This window comes from Pseudomonas sp., assembly GCF_030684895.1.
GTDB lineage: Bacteria > Pseudomonadota > Gammaproteobacteria > Pseudomonadales > Pseudomonadaceae > Aquipseudomonas.
Genome location: NZ_JAUXXP010000025.1, coordinates 72,070 through 84,904, shown reverse-complemented (window position 1 = coordinate 84,904; position 12,835 = coordinate 72,070). Strand labels below are relative to the sequence as shown.

The 12,835-nt window shown below is 61.6% G+C and carries 13 protein-coding genes; 4 read left to right on the top strand and 9 right to left on the bottom strand.

All coding sequences use genetic code 11. From position 1 onward, the window contains the following. Positions 1 to 119 precede the first annotated feature (119 nt). Entirely contained in the window at positions 120 to 914 is a 795-nt protein-coding gene (locus Q8M42_RS05410) for an SDR family oxidoreductase (RefSeq protein WP_304865251.1), read from the top strand. Positions 915 to 991: 77 nt separating this feature from the next. Here Q8M42_RS05410 and Q8M42_RS05405 read toward each other — a convergent pair whose 3' ends face one another. Together Q8M42_RS05405 and Q8M42_RS05400 are read right to left on the bottom strand one after the other, a co-directional pair. Beyond that, positions 992 to 1,570, bottom strand: a complete 579-nt coding sequence (locus tag Q8M42_RS05405) for a TetR/AcrR family transcriptional regulator (RefSeq protein WP_304865249.1) — start codon at positions 1,568 to 1,570, stop codon at positions 992 to 994. Positions 1,571 to 1,609: 39 nt separating this feature from the next. Beyond that, on the bottom strand, positions 1,610 to 2,191 hold the full coding sequence (locus Q8M42_RS05400; protein WP_304865247.1) for a PaaI family thioesterase: 582 nt from the start codon (positions 2,189 to 2,191) through the stop codon (positions 1,610 to 1,612). A 120-nt stretch (positions 2,192 to 2,311) separates the two neighbouring features. Between Q8M42_RS05400 and Q8M42_RS05395 the strand changes: the two genes are divergently transcribed. Together Q8M42_RS05395 and lpdA are read left to right on the top strand one after the other, a co-directional pair. Next, complete coding sequence (locus tag Q8M42_RS05395; protein WP_304865245.1) at positions 2,312 to 3,520, top strand: MFS transporter; 1,209 nt, start codon at positions 2,312 to 2,314, stop codon at positions 3,518 to 3,520. A 17-nt stretch (positions 3,521 to 3,537) separates the two neighbouring features. Next, on the top strand, positions 3,538 to 4,938 hold the full coding sequence (gene lpdA, locus Q8M42_RS05390) for a dihydrolipoyl dehydrogenase (RefSeq protein ID WP_304865243.1): 1,401 nt from the start codon (positions 3,538 to 3,540) through the stop codon (positions 4,936 to 4,938). A gap of 285 nt (positions 4,939 to 5,223) precedes the next feature. Here lpdA and zapE read toward each other — a convergent pair whose 3' ends face one another. The 7 genes from zapE to Q8M42_RS05355 all read right to left on the bottom strand — a co-directional run bounded on the left by zapE (position 5,224) and on the right by Q8M42_RS05355 (position 11,599). Continuing rightward, positions 5,224 to 6,345: a cell division protein ZapE gene (zapE, locus tag Q8M42_RS05385; RefSeq protein WP_304865241.1), complete on the bottom strand. Its 1,122-nt coding sequence runs from the start codon at positions 6,343 to 6,345 to the stop codon at positions 5,224 to 5,226. A 73-nt stretch (positions 6,346 to 6,418) separates the two neighbouring features. Beyond that, positions 6,419 to 7,072, bottom strand: coding sequence for an HAD family phosphatase (locus tag Q8M42_RS05380; RefSeq protein ID WP_304865239.1), 654 nt, complete (start codon positions 7,070 to 7,072; stop codon positions 6,419 to 6,421). After that, positions 7,072 to 8,061, bottom strand: a complete 990-nt coding sequence (locus Q8M42_RS05375) for an ABC transporter ATP-binding protein (RefSeq protein ID WP_304865237.1) — start codon at positions 8,059 to 8,061, stop codon at positions 7,072 to 7,074. The genes Q8M42_RS05380 and Q8M42_RS05375 overlap by 1 nt, the downstream gene beginning before the upstream one ends. Continuing rightward, positions 8,058 to 8,852, bottom strand: a complete 795-nt coding sequence (locus tag Q8M42_RS05370; protein ID WP_304865235.1) for an ABC transporter permease — start codon at positions 8,850 to 8,852, stop codon at positions 8,058 to 8,060. Before Q8M42_RS05370 ends, Q8M42_RS05375 begins: the two co-directional genes overlap by 4 nt. Beyond that, complete coding sequence (locus Q8M42_RS05365; RefSeq protein ID WP_304865333.1) at positions 8,839 to 9,678, bottom strand: ABC transporter permease subunit; 840 nt, start codon at positions 9,676 to 9,678, stop codon at positions 8,839 to 8,841. Before Q8M42_RS05365 ends, Q8M42_RS05370 begins: the two co-directional genes overlap by 14 nt. Further along, on the bottom strand, positions 9,678 to 10,484 hold the full coding sequence (locus tag Q8M42_RS05360) for an alkaline phosphatase family protein (protein WP_304865233.1): 807 nt from the start codon (positions 10,482 to 10,484) through the stop codon (positions 9,678 to 9,680). Before Q8M42_RS05360 ends, Q8M42_RS05365 begins: the two co-directional genes overlap by 1 nt. Before the next feature lie 56 nt (positions 10,485 to 10,540). Then, positions 10,541 to 11,599, bottom strand: a complete 1,059-nt coding sequence (locus Q8M42_RS05355) for an ABC transporter substrate-binding protein (protein ID WP_304865231.1) — start codon at positions 11,597 to 11,599, stop codon at positions 10,541 to 10,543. A gap of 342 nt (positions 11,600 to 11,941) precedes the next feature. Between Q8M42_RS05355 and Q8M42_RS05350 the strand changes: the two genes are divergently transcribed. Then, positions 11,942 to 12,658, top strand: a complete 717-nt coding sequence (locus tag Q8M42_RS05350) for a UTRA domain-containing protein (protein ID WP_304865229.1) — start codon at positions 11,942 to 11,944, stop codon at positions 12,656 to 12,658. Positions 12,659 to 12,835: the final 177 nt, after the last annotated feature.

The following is a 12,835-nucleotide window of genomic DNA, read 5'->3' as shown; positions in this document are numbered from 1 at the left end:
TAGCCGTCGATAATTTTTATTATGATCGACATATAATATTTATATTATGTGTGTAATGTGATTTGGCGCACTATACCTCCAGACAGCCTAACTACCCCCGCACACCCAGGAGACGCAGCATGAGCACGCATAATGAGAAAGGCACTGCATTGATCACCGGCGCTTCGTCAGGCATTGGCGCTACCTACGCCGAGCGCCTGGCGCAGCGCGGTTACGACTTGCTGCTGGTCGCCCGTGATCTGCCGCGACTGCAGGCGCTAGCTGCGCGTTTGACCGAGCAGTACGGGATAAAAGTCGAAGCGCTGAAGGCCGACCTGACTGACAAGGCTGATCTGCATGCCGTTACTCAGCGCCTGCGCACTGACAAGGCCATCAGCCTGCTGGTCAATAACGCCGGTATGGCCATGAATGGTCAGTTGGCCGAGGCCGATCTCGATACCGTGGATCGGATGATCCTGCTCAACGTGGTTTCGCTGACTCACCTGTCCACCGCCGCCGCTGCCAACTTCACCGCCGCTGGGCGCGGGGCCATTATCAATATTGCCTCGGTGGTGGCCCTGGCTCCGGAAATGTTCAATGCCGTCTACAGCGCAACCAAAGCCTATGTCCTGAGCCTGACCCAGACCCTCAACGGTGAAGTTAAGGCCCAGGGCCTGCAGGTGCAGGCCGTATTGCCCGGCATTACCCGCACCGAGATCTGGGAGCGCAGCGGTATGGACGATTCGGCCCTGCCGGCGAGCATGATCATGGAAGTCGGCGAGATGGTTGATGCGGCGCTGGCCGGTTTCGATCAGGGCGAACTGATCACCATTCCCTCGCTGCCGGACGCCGCTGACTGGCAGGCCTTTACCGATGCCCGCGGCAAGCTGGCGCCGAACCTATCGCACAGCAGTGCGGCGGCTCGTTACAAGTAAATCGCTGGCCGTAACAAGAAAAGCCCTGGCTGGAGACCGTCAGGGCTTTTGCTTTTGTGGCGCTTAATTATTTGCAGTCAGGCGGTTTGCGCTGCGTCGCCGGTGTTCTGTTCGATCAGCAGGCGACGGGTGGTTTTCAGCAAGCGGTCGGACAGTTCCGGGTCGCTGACGCTGCGCGACAGCAGCAGGGCGCCGACCATGGCGCTGAGGATCAGCACGCTCTGCTCATCGGCATGCTCAACGTTAAGGCCGGCTTCGATGGTTTGCAGGCGGTCGCGGATCAGCTCGTCGGTCACCGGGCTGGGTGCGCCGCGCTGGCCCAGCTCGGCGGACATGGTCGGCAGCGGGCAGCCATCGCCCGGATTAGCGCGGTGAGCGGACGAAAGATAGCCGCTGATCAAGCGAGCCAGCGGTTGATCGCTGTTGGCCATCTCGCTGGTGGTGGCTGTCAACGTGTCAGCGCTGTGACGCAGGGCGGTTTCCACCAGCTCATCTTTCGATTTGAAGTGGGCGTAGAAACCGCCATGGGTCAGCCCCAGGGTTTTCATCAGCGGCTGCAGGCCGGTGGCGCCCACGCCGTCGCGGCGGAACAGGCGCGCGGCCTCTTCGATGATGCGCTGATGGGTCTGGGCTTTGTGGTCTTCGGAATAGCGCATGGAGTACCTGGCCGCTGGTTTCAGATGTTGCCTGCCATCTTACTCGCTTCGTCCCGGTGTTTCAGTGCCGGGTGCAGGCGATGTCCCAGGCATGCTGAGAATCAGGCAGGTGGTTGAGCCGACGGCGTACAGACGGTCGTCGACATCGTAAATGCGCCCTTCGGCCAACGCGGTGGTGCGGCCGATATGCACGATGCTGCCTTCGGCGCGGATCGGGCCGACCTTGGTATTGAGGGCGCGGATGTAGCTGATGCGCAGATCGGTGGTGGTGTAACCCTGGCCGCGCTGCAATTGGGTGTGGATGGCGCAGCCCATGCAGGAGTCGAGCAGGGTGGCCGCATAACCGCCGTGCACGCTGCCCAGTGGGTTGTAGTGGCGCGCATCGGGCGTGCCCTGGAAGACGAAGCGCCCGGATGACCACTCCAGCGGGACAAAATCCAGCAGATGGCCGATGGGCGGCGAGGGCAGTTCACCACGGCCAATACCATCAAAGAACTCTTGCGGCAACAGCTCACTTACCTGCGCCAGGCTCATGCTGCCGGGTGCACCGAGGCTGGCGCGCATGGCCTGTTCGGCGGCGAGCCATTCGGCCAGTTTTTCTTCACGTGATGGGATGCTCATGGGACGGGCCTCTGTTTGTGCTGGCTGTAAAATTATAAGCGTAATTTAATTGTTTGTATTATGGTTGAAATATTAAAGTTTGGCGAACCACGCCAGCCCGTGATCACAGGACCCACGCCCATGCCTCGTTATCCCTTGCCGTCGCGCAGCCTGCTGTTGATTCTGGTGGCCCTGACCGCACTTGGAGAGATTTCCACTCAGCTGATCATCCCCAGCCTGGGCGCTATCGAGCTGATCATGACGGCTCGCCCCGGCAGCAGCCTGCTGGCTTTATCGGCTTTCGTCGCCGCCTTTGGTCTGGGCCAGTTGTTGCTCGGCCCGCTGTCGGATCGCATCGGCCGGCGCCCGGTGCTGATCGCCGGATTGCTGGTCTACCTGCTCGCCACCTCGTGGATGTTGTTGGCCAGCAGCATGGGCGAGTTTATTGTCGCCCGGGTGCTGCAGGGGCTTGGTGCCTGCGCTGCATTGGTGCTGGCGCGGGCCATCGTTCGCGATGTGTGGCAAGCGCAGGCGGGGCCGGCATTGGCGCTGACGGTGATCGGCATGCTCTGCGCTATCGTCCTGTCGCCGATGCTGGGCGGCGTGCTGACGCTGTATGGCGGCTGGCGCGCACCGATTGCCCTGGCACTGCTGATCGGCGTTGCCATCGTGGCTGCGGTGTTGGGCTTGTACCGCGAAAGCAATCGGCAACTCGACCCGCAAGCCGGGCAACTGAGCAGCCTGGCCGGTAACTATGCCGATCTGCTGCGCGCCGCCTCGTTCCGCGCGCTGGCCCTGACGTTGGCCTGTACCTATGGCGCAATGTTTGCGGTGATTGCCGGCTCTTCCTCGGTGTATATCGGCCTGCTCGGGCTGAGCCCGGCGCAATACGGCATCACCTTCGCGGCGATTGTTTCGGCGTTGATTGCCGGCGCGTTGTTCACCCAGCGGCGCATTCTGCAGCTGGGCCCGGAGAAAATCGTCAGCATAGGCGCGGCGCTGGTAGCGACCGGCGCGCTGGCCACGTTGGCGATCTATCTGCTGTTTGGTTTGTCGTTGCTCGGCCTGTCGTTGCCCCAGGTGTTGGTCACTCTGGGCGGCGGCATGTTGCTGCCAGCTTCGGTGGCCGGTGCAGTGATCCCCAATGCCCACCGCGCTGGGCTGGCCGCAGGCTTTATGGGTTTTGCGCAAATGGCCGGCGCCACCTGCAGCGGCGTCTTGCTTAGCCTGCTGGCGGATGGCTCGGCGTGGCCTATGGTGTTGCTGAACAGTTTATTCGCCGTCGCGGCGTTCTGCGCCTTTCACCTGCTGCGCTCACGGCCAGCAGCGAACGCGGCGCTGGTTGGCTAAACCCTAGGAGCATTTCCATGAGCAACTATGACGTGCTGATCATCGGTGGCGGCCCCGGCGGCTACAACGCAGCTATCCGTGCCGGGCAACTGGGCTTGAAAGTCGCCTGCATCGAGGGGCGCGAGACTCTGGGCGGCACCTGCCTGAATGTCGGCTGCATGCCGTCGAAGGCGTTGCTGCATGCCTCGGAGTTGTACGAAGCGGCTACCAGCGGCGAGCTGAATAACCTCGGTATCGAGGTCACGCCGACGCTCAATCTGGCGCAGATGATGAAGCAGAAGGATGAGAGCGTAACGGCGCTGACCAAGGGCATTGAGTTTCTGTTTCGCAAGAACAAGGTCGAGTGGATCAAGGGCTGGGGCCGTTTGCATGGGCCGGGCAAGGTCACGGTGACCCTCGCCGATGGCAGTGTGCGCGAGTTGCAGGCCAAGGACATTGTGATCGCCACCGGCTCGGAACCGACGCCGCTGCCGGGGGTGACGATTGATAACCAACGCATTCTCGATTCGACTGGCGCGTTGGCCTTGCCCAAGGTGCCCAAGCACCTGGTGGTGATCGGCGCCGGAGTGATCGGCCTGGAGCTGGGTTCGGTGTGGCGGCGTTTGGGCAGCGAAGTGACGGTGGTGGAGTACCTCGACCGTATTTGCCCCGGCCTTGATGACGAAACCGCGAAAACCCTGCAGCGCACCCTGAGCAAGCAAGGCATGCGTTTCAAACTGGCAACCAAGGTCAGCGCCGCCCAGGCCACGGCCAAAGGCGTGATCCTTGACCTGCAGCCTGCTGCTGGTGGCGCTGTCGAGCAACTACAGGCTGACTATGTGCTGGTCGCCATCGGTCGCCGCCCTTATACCGCCGGCCTGGGGCTGGAAACCGTCGGCCTGGCCACCGACAAGCGCGGCATGTTGGAAAACCAGCAGCACAAAAGCGGTGTGCCTGGCATCTGGACTATCGGCGACGTCACCTCCGGACCGATGCTTGCGCACAAGGCCGAAGATGAAGCCATCGCCTGTATCGAACGGATCGCCGGGCATGCTGCCGAGGTCAATTACGAGGCGATTCCCGGCGTTATCTACACCAAGCCGGAAGTCGCCACCGTGGGCAAGACCGAGGAGCAGTTGAAGGCCGAAGGGCGCGCCTACAAGGTCGGCAAGTTTCCCTTTACCGCCAACAGCCGGGCGAAGATCAATCACGAGGCTGAAGGCTTCGTCAAAGTGCTGGCCGATGAGCGCACCGACCAGATTCTCGGCGTGCATATCATCGGCCCCAGCGCTGGCGAGCTGATCGGCGAATACTGTGTGGCCCTGGAGTTCAGTGCCTCGGCCGAAGATATCGCACTGATTTGCCACCCGCATCCGACCCGCTCGGAAGCTTTACGTCAGGCGGCGATGAGTGTGCATGGCTGGGCCATGCAGGCTTGATAAGCCGTGCTTTAAGGCATGCCCCAATTACCTGTCGCACGCAGTTTTCGTAGGGTGGGTTAGTGACGCAGAGACAAGTTAGCAAGGTCACTGCGGTATTGGTGCGCCACGTAACCCACCAAGCGTTAGTCGGTCTGCCAGCTCTGGTGGGTTACGGCGCAACTGATTGCGCATCATCGGATCGCCTGTGGTCATGCGCCTAACCCACCCTACGGATTACTGCGCCTCCAGGCATCATCTGGTGGGCCCACAGACTTCAACACTTAACTGGTGCATGGCCCTCGATTAAGCCCCAAAGCGCTGGAGTTGCATCTCCTGTAAGCGGCTGAGGGTGCGGCGAAAGGCGAAGCTCAGGTAGCCCTCGGTATAGAGTTCGGCGAGCGGCACCTGGGCTTCGAGGTACAGCGGCACCTTGCGGTCGTAGCACTCATCCACCAGGGCGATAAAGCGTCGCACGCTGTCATCCTTGACCGACAGGGCGGGCAGCTGCCGATCACCGGCCTGCACCCGCTCGACGCCATCCTCGGTGCCGCGGGCGATCTTCGCCGCGCGTTGCGGGCTGCTCAGGTTCGGCACCTCGCTGAGCAGAATGGCCTGGAAGCGGTCGCACAGGGCGATAAAGTCCGGCGCGGCCAGGGGCTGCTCGCACAGATCGGCAAAGCGGCACCAGAGCACGCCGTCGCAGTGGCGCAGGGGTTGCACGCTGCGGTTGCCGAGCGTGAGCGGTTGATCGCTGCTGGGCTTGCCTGCGGCCAATTGGCTAAAGGTCCGGCTGAGCACGCTGGGCAGTCCCGGCGTGGCAACCCAGTAACGGGCATGCGCAGCTCCTGGGTGCAGGCGATGGTCTTGCTCGCCGTTGATGCTCACCACCTGCATATGCCGTTGCAGGGCGGCTACCGCAGGCAGAAAGCGCTCGCGATTAAAACCCTCGGCATACAGCAGTTCTGGCGGCTGGTTGGAGGTGGCTACCAGCACCACACCTTGCTCAAACATCACCTGGAACAGGCGGCCGAGAATGATCGCGTCGCCGATATCGCTGACAAACAGCTCATCGAAGCACAGCACGCGCACCTCGCGGCTCAGCTCTACGGCCAGCGCCTGCAATGGGTCAGGTGTGCCGGTGAGCTGAAACAGGCGCCTATGCACCCAGCGCATAAAGTGGTGGAAGTGCTGGCGCCGCGCCGGGACCTTTAGCCCCTTGTAGAAGCTGTCCATCAGCCAGGTTTTGCCACGGCCAACCGGCCCCCACAGGTAGACCCCATTGATGGGATGCGCGGGGGCGGTCTGATGCAGGGCCTGATGGCAGTCGTGTAACGCCTGGGCAGCCAGCCACTGCGCCGGGTCGGATTTAAATCCGTCGTGGTCGATAGCCTGCTGGTAGGCGGTGAGGGGGGAATGCTTGGGCATGACAACGCGCGCATGACTGGGAGGTGGCGCTTTATAGCCTGTGGTCAGGCTTGCGCGCCACTTCCCGTGGCAATCAGCGCCAGCTGAGGATCGGCCAGCCGGCCTGCTGCGCGTGCGCAAGCAGGGTGGGGTCGGGGTTGACCACATAGGGCTTGTCGACCACCTGCAGCAGCGGCAGGTCGTTGCGTGAGTCGGAGTAGAAGTAGGCGCCGTCGAGGACTTCGCCGTGTTCTTGCAGCCAATCACGCAGGCGCGTGACCTTGCCCTCGCGGTAGGTCATTACGCCCTGGGTACGGCCGCTGTAGTGGCCATGTTGAACTTCCAGGTCGATGGCCAGCACTTCCTCGATCTTCAAGCGCGCAGCAACGGCGCTGACCAGAAAATGCGCCGAGGCGGAAATCACCAAAACCCGGTCACCGGCGGCGCGGTGATTGGCCAGGCAGCGGGTGGCGTCGCTGTAGAAAATCGGCTCGATCACGTCTTCGACAAAGGGCTCGACCACATGGGCGACTTCTTCCGGCGTGCGGCCCACCAGGGGCGACAGGGTAAAGGCCATATAGTCTTCCATGGCCAGGCTGCCGGCGGCGTACTGGCGCATCAGCTCCTGCTCATGGGCGATAAAACTGTCGGCGTCGGCCCAGCCGAGTTTGACCATTTCCTGGGTCCACAGGCTGGCGCAGTCGCCGCCGATCAGGGTTTCGTCCAGATCGAAAATTGCCAGGGCCATCAGGCCACCTCACAGATTGCGTTGTCTTCAATGTTCAGGTTGATACGTTGTCCGCTGGCGTGCAGGTCGGCTGGGGAGCGGTTGAGCACGTCCACCAGCAGTTCGACGCCGCGCGCCTCGACGCGGTAACGGATCACGTTGCCGAGCAGGCGATGGCTGCGGATCTGCCCTTCGATGCTGCCCTGGGCGCCAATCTGGATGGCCTCCGGACGGATCGCCACACGGCTGTTGACCGGGCGCAGCAGCAGGCGACTGGCGGCATCGGCGTCGAGCAGGTTGTAGTTGCCGATAAAGCCGGCGGCAAAGGCATCGGCCGGCGCGGTGTAGAGGGTTTCCGCGTCGCCGCTCTGGACGATCTTGCCGGCGTTCATCAGGAAGATACGGTCGCTCATGACCAGCGCTTCTTCCTGGTCATGGGTGACGAAGATGGTGGTCAGGCCCAGCTCCTGCTGGATGCTGCGGATCTGCTCGCGCAGGTGCTTGCGAATCCGCGCATCCAGCGCCGACAACGGCTCGTCGAGCAACAGCAGGCGCGGGCGGGTGACCAGCGAGCGGGCCAGGGCCACGCGTTGGCACTGGCCGCCGGACAATTGCTGCGGGTAGCGGCCGGCAAAGTCATTCAGCTCGACCAGCTCCAGCACGTCCTTGACCCGCTGTTCGGCTTCGCTGCCTTTGACCTTCTGCATGCGCAGGCCAAAGGCGACGTTCTGTTGCACGGTCATATTGGGGAACAGCGCGTAGCTCTGGAACACCATGCCGATGCCGCGTTTTTGCGGAGCGACGGGTACCAGGTTTTCGCCGTCGAGCAGAATTTGCCCGCCGTTGACCCCGGTTAAGCCGGCGATGCAGCGCAGCAGGGTGGATTTGCCGCAGCCGGACGGGCCGAGCAGGGTGATGAATTCGCCCTTGGCGATCTCGCAGTTGATATCGCTGAAGATCGCGGTCTCGCCGTAGCTTTTGTGCAGGCCTTGAATACTCAGATAACTCATGACTTGTCCTTATTCAGGCGGTTGGCCGCCCAGGTCATCAGCAGCACGAACAGGAAGTAGGAAATCACCAGGGCGCTGGTGAAGTGGCCGCTGTCGTTGCGCATGTTGTAGAGGTACACCTGCAGGGTTTCATAGCGGCTGCCGACCAGCAGGTTGGCGAAGACGAACTCACCGAACAGGAAGCTGAAGGAGAGAAACACCGAGACCATCAGGCCTTTGCGCAGATTAGGCAGCACCACCATAAAGGCCGCGCGCCAGGTGCTGGCACCGAGCAGGTGGGCGGCGTCCATCAGGTCGCGCAGGTTGATCGCCTGCAGGTTGTTACTGATGGCTCGGTACATAAACGGCAGGGCGATGGTGAAGAAGCAGCCAATCAGAATCCACGGCGTACCGAGGATCGGCAGCGGGCCGCCGGCGAACAGCTGCATCAAGCCGACCGAGGACACCACCGGCGGAATGGCGAATGGCAGCAGGATCAGCACGTTCATCACCGCATCGAGTTTGGGGAAGTGATAACTGACCACAAACAGCAGCGGCAGAATCAGCACCAGCGACAGCGCTAGCGCCGCCAGGCAGACCAGCAGTGAGCGGCCGAATGCGGCGAGAAAGCGTGCATCGCTCCACAGCGCCAGGTACCACTTGAAGGTCAGCCCGCTGGGCAGCACGCTGGCCGACCAGCTGGTGGAGAACGAGTAGAGCAGGGTGCCGAGCAGCGGCAGCAGGAGGATCAGCAGCAGGCTGTAGACCACCAACTGGTGGAACAGCGGCGAGCGTTTTTCAGCGTGGGACATGGTAGCTCCGGCGCAGCAGCCATTGGTGAACGATGGTAATCAGGGTCATCAGGCCAACCAGAATCATCGCCAAGGCACTGGCCATATTCGGGTCGAGGAAGATGTCGCCGGAAACCATGGCGGCAATCCGAATCGGCAGGATGTTGAAGTTGCCAGTGGTCAGCGCATACACCGTGGCGTAGGCGCCAAGGGCATTGGCCAGCAGAATCACGAAGGTGCCGAGCAGCGCGGGGGTCAGGACGGGTAAGCCGATATGCCGCCAGAACTGCCAGTTGCTTGCGCCGAGCAATTCGGCCGATTCGCGCCAGTCTTCACGCAGGGCGTCGAAGGCCGGGTAGAGCAGCAGCACACCGAGGGGAATCTGGAAGTAGGTGTAAAGCACGATCAGGCCGGTTTTCGAGTAGAGGTTGAAATCCTCAATGATCCCCGCCTGCTTGAGCAGGATGGTCAGTGCGCCGTTAAAACCCAGCAGGATGATAAAGGCGAAGGCCAGCGGCACCCCGGAGAAGTTGCTGGTCATGTTGGAAAACGCCATGACAAAGTCGCGCAGGCGGCTGTCGACCTGACGCAGCGAGTAGCTACCGAGAATGGCGATGCTGATGCCGATCAGGCTCGACCAGAACGCCACTTCCAGGCTGTGGCGCATGGCCTGACGGTAGAACGGCGAGGAGAAGGCTTGCTGGAAGTTGCCCAGGCCCCAGCCCTCGGCAGTGTGCAGGCTGTTGCTGGCGACCCAGAGCAGCGGGGCGATCTGAAAGGCGATAAAGAACAGGGCAAAGGGCAGCAGGCACAGCAGCGCCAGCCATTTGCCGCGCAGGGCAGGTATCACGATAAAAGCTCCCGGCAGACAGGTTTGTCGTGGGCCACGCCGAGCAGCTCACAGATCGTGCCGCACAACTCCAGCTGTTTCGGCTGGGCGTTGGGGTTGAGGCTGAAGGCGCTGCCAAGTACCAGCAGCGGTACTTCGCGTTCTTCCGGCAGCAGGCCGTTGTGGCTGCGGTCGTTGTTCATGCCGTGGTCGGCGGTCACCAGAATCTGGTAGCCGGCGTCGAGCCAGGGCTGGATATAGTCGGCCAGCAGCACATCGGCCATGCGCGCGCTGTTGCGGTATTGCGCGCTGTCGAGGCCGTGCTTGTGGCCGGCGTCGTCGATATTCATTGGGTGCACCAGTAGCAGGTTGGGCGCATGGCGCAGGCGCAGGCTTTCCGCGTCGGCGAACAGGTGCGAATCCGGGTAATGATCGGCGTAGTAGAAGTGGCCGTACTGAATCGGCAGGTTGGCGTCTGCCGTGTGACGGTCGCGCGTAGCCTGAAATGGCGAGCGGTTATACAGCTCGCTGACCCAGTGATAGGCCGCCGCCGCAGTAATCAGTCCGGCGTCGCGGGCGTAGTGGAACATGCTGCGCTGGGTCGACAGGCGCGCTACATCGTTATTGACGATGCCGCTGTCGATGGGCGCAACACCGGTCAGAATCGCTTCATAGAGCGGGCGTGACAGGGCCGGGAGTTCACAGTCGAGCTTGTACAGCGCGGCGCGTCCAGCCTGGCAGTAAGCCTGCAGATGCCCCAGCGCATGCTGAGCCACCTGATAGCTCAAGCCATCCAGAACCACGAGGATGACGTTGTGCGACATGATTGAAAGCCTTAGCAACCGAATCGGCCCCGGAGTGTATCCGGGGCCAGATTGCATTAGTTCATATTGATGATGACGTGTTCCTGCCACAGACGCGGCAGTGCTTTGGACGTGGCTTCCCAGGCAGCAGCATCCTTGATCGGCTGAACCTTGGCGTATTGCGCCTGCGGCAGCAGCTTGGCTTGTACTTCGGCTGGCAGGGTCAGGTGCTCGGCGCGGATCGGCCGGGCGTTGCCTTTGGCCAGGTTGATCTGGCCGGCGTCGCTCAAAATGTACTCACGCGCCAGTTTGGCCGCGTTGGGGTTTTTCGCCCACTTGTTGATGATGGTGCTGTAGCCGGAAATCACCGAACCATCGGAAGGAATCAGTACTTCAAAGCGCTCGGGGTCAATCTGGTCGCGGTAGGACAGACCGTTGAAGTCCCATACCACGCCGACTTCCACCTCACCTTTTTCCAAGGTCTGGATGGTTGGGTTGGCCAGCGACAGGCGGCCTTGCTTGGCCAGTTCGCCGTAGAAATCCAGCGCCGGCTGCACGTTGCTTTCATTACCACCCATGGCGATGGCGGCAGCCAGTACGCCGTTTACGGCTTGTGCGGCGGTGCTGACATCACCGGCAGAGACTTTGTAGGTGCCAGTTTTCAGGTCAGCCCAGGAGCGCGGGATGTCCTTGACCAGTTGCTTGTTGACGATAAAGGCGATGGAGCCGGTGTAGGCGAGCATCCAGTGGCCGTCGGTGTCTTTGGCCCAGGCTGGAATCTGTTCCCAGGTGCTCGGCTTGTAGGGTTGGGTAACACCCTGCTGCACGGCGATGGGGCCAAAGGCCGCGCCGACGTCGCCGATATCGGCGGTGGCGTTGTCTTTTTCAGCGGCGAACTTGGCGATTTCCTGGGCCGAGCTCATGTCGGTGTCCATATGCTTCAGGCCATACAGCTTGTTCAGGTCAACCCAGGTGTCCTTCCAGTTGGCCCAGCTGTCCGGCATGCCCACACTGTTCACCGCGCCTTCAGCGCGCGCGGCCTTTTCCAGTGCTTGCAAATCCGTTTCAGCAGCCATGGCCGAGGTGGCCAGGGCGATGGCTGAGCCCATCAGTGAAGCCAGCAGCAGTTGTTTCATTGGAAACTCCTTTGCGATTGAAGTGCGTGCAGTGAAAGGTTCTGGTCTAGATCAGCAAGACCCAGGCCAATTTAGGCGTTTTAAATGACAGTTTTATGTATGTTGGTCATTTACCGGCTCAAGCCGGGTTGCACAAACTGGCGCACCACTAGCGTAGACCATGAACAAATTCAGTCATGTATGGCGTGCAGGCCAAGTTTTATCAGCTTTTACTGGCGCTGAAAGAAAGTTGTCATGGCGTGGTCATCAAGACTGCTTAAACTTGAAACATGGTTTTTACCGCTGCACTCACAGGTTGATGCCCCGAAATGGGGCTGGACTAGTCCAATTTTGGAGGTCTTGATGCGCGATGAAGCGCCGCGGGCAGTCACAGCAATATGCCGGGCATTGGAAGAACAGATCGAACATGGCCTGTTGCCGTCGGGAAGTCAGTTGCCGGCCGAGCGCAAGCTCAGCGAGGTATTCGATACCACGCGCATCACCCTGCGCGAGGCGCTGGGCCAGCTTGAGGCTCAGGGGCTGATCTACCGCGAGGAGCGTCGCGGCTGGTTCGTCTCGCCGCCGCGCGTGGCCTACAACCCGTTGGTGCGCAGCCACTTCCATGCGATGGTGGGTGAGCAGGGCCGGGTGCCTGCTACCGAAGTGCTGAGTGCGCGGCTGATTCCGGCCAGCGCCGAGATCTGCCAGCTACTGGCTTTGCCGGCACTCTCCAGCGTCTACCAGATCCGTCGCGCGCGGCGCATCGACGGCCGTCTGGTTTTGTATGTCGAGCACTACCTCAATCCGAATTACTTCGCCGGCATTCTGGATTTCGACCTGACCCGTTCGCTGACCGAACTGTACGCCAGCGAATACGGCATTCATTACGGCCGGGTGCGTTTCGATATGGTGCCCACGGCGTTGCACAGCGAAGCCGCGTCGGCCTTGAAAGTAGCGGTGGGCAGCCCGGCGCTGCGTATTGTGCGGATCAACCGCGACCAGCATGGCCGACTGATTGATTGCGACCTGGAGTTCTGGCGCCACGACGCTCTGCATGTGAGCGTCGAGGTGCCGGAGTGATGGTAACTGCGTAGGGTGGATGGCGCTTTTGCATCCACCATCGCGGCCTGGTGGATGGATAAAGCGCCATCCACCTTACGAGGTCGCGAACTTGTAGATACAGGGCATCATCCCGTAGCCCGGATGTAATCCGGGAGCGGTTTGTACGGCATAGGTTTCCCCGGATTGCATCCCGGC

Bases quoted from the DNA above. Each gene is read 5' to 3' on its own strand.
- Q8M42_RS05350 (WP_304865229.1), top strand. From the start codon at position 11,942: ATGCGCGATGAAGCGCCGCGGGCAGTCACAGCAATATGCCGGGCATTG.
- Q8M42_RS05380 (WP_304865239.1), bottom strand. From the start codon at position 7,072: ATGGCCCTGGCAATTTTCGATCTGGACGAAACCCTGATCGGCGGCGAC.
- Q8M42_RS05355 (WP_304865231.1), bottom strand. From the start codon at position 11,599: ATGAAACAACTGCTGCTGGCTTCACTGATGGGCTCAGCCATCGCCCTG.
- Q8M42_RS05400 (WP_304865247.1), bottom strand. From the start codon at position 2,191: ATGAGCATCCCATCACGTGAAGAAAAACTGGCCGAATGGCTCGCCGCC.
- Q8M42_RS05360 (WP_304865233.1), bottom strand. From the start codon at position 10,484: ATGTCGCACAACGTCATCCTCGTGGTTCTGGATGGCTTGAGCTATCAG.
- lpdA (WP_304865243.1), top strand. From the start codon at position 3,538: ATGAGCAACTATGACGTGCTGATCATCGGTGGCGGCCCCGGCGGCTAC.
- Q8M42_RS05395 (WP_304865245.1), top strand. From the start codon at position 2,312: ATGCCTCGTTATCCCTTGCCGTCGCGCAGCCTGCTGTTGATTCTGGTG.
- Q8M42_RS05375 (WP_304865237.1), bottom strand. From the start codon at position 8,061: ATGAGTTATCTGAGTATTCAAGGCCTGCACAAAAGCTACGGCGAGACC.
- Q8M42_RS05370 (WP_304865235.1), bottom strand. From the start codon at position 8,852: ATGTCCCACGCTGAAAAACGCTCGCCGCTGTTCCACCAGTTGGTGGTC.
- Q8M42_RS05405 (WP_304865249.1), bottom strand. From the start codon at position 1,570: ATGCGCTATTCCGAAGACCACAAAGCCCAGACCCATCAGCGCATCATC.
- Q8M42_RS05410 (WP_304865251.1), top strand. From the start codon at position 120: ATGAGCACGCATAATGAGAAAGGCACTGCATTGATCACCGGCGCTTCG.
- zapE (WP_304865241.1), bottom strand. From the start codon at position 6,345: ATGCCCAAGCATTCCCCCCTCACCGCCTACCAGCAGGCTATCGACCAC.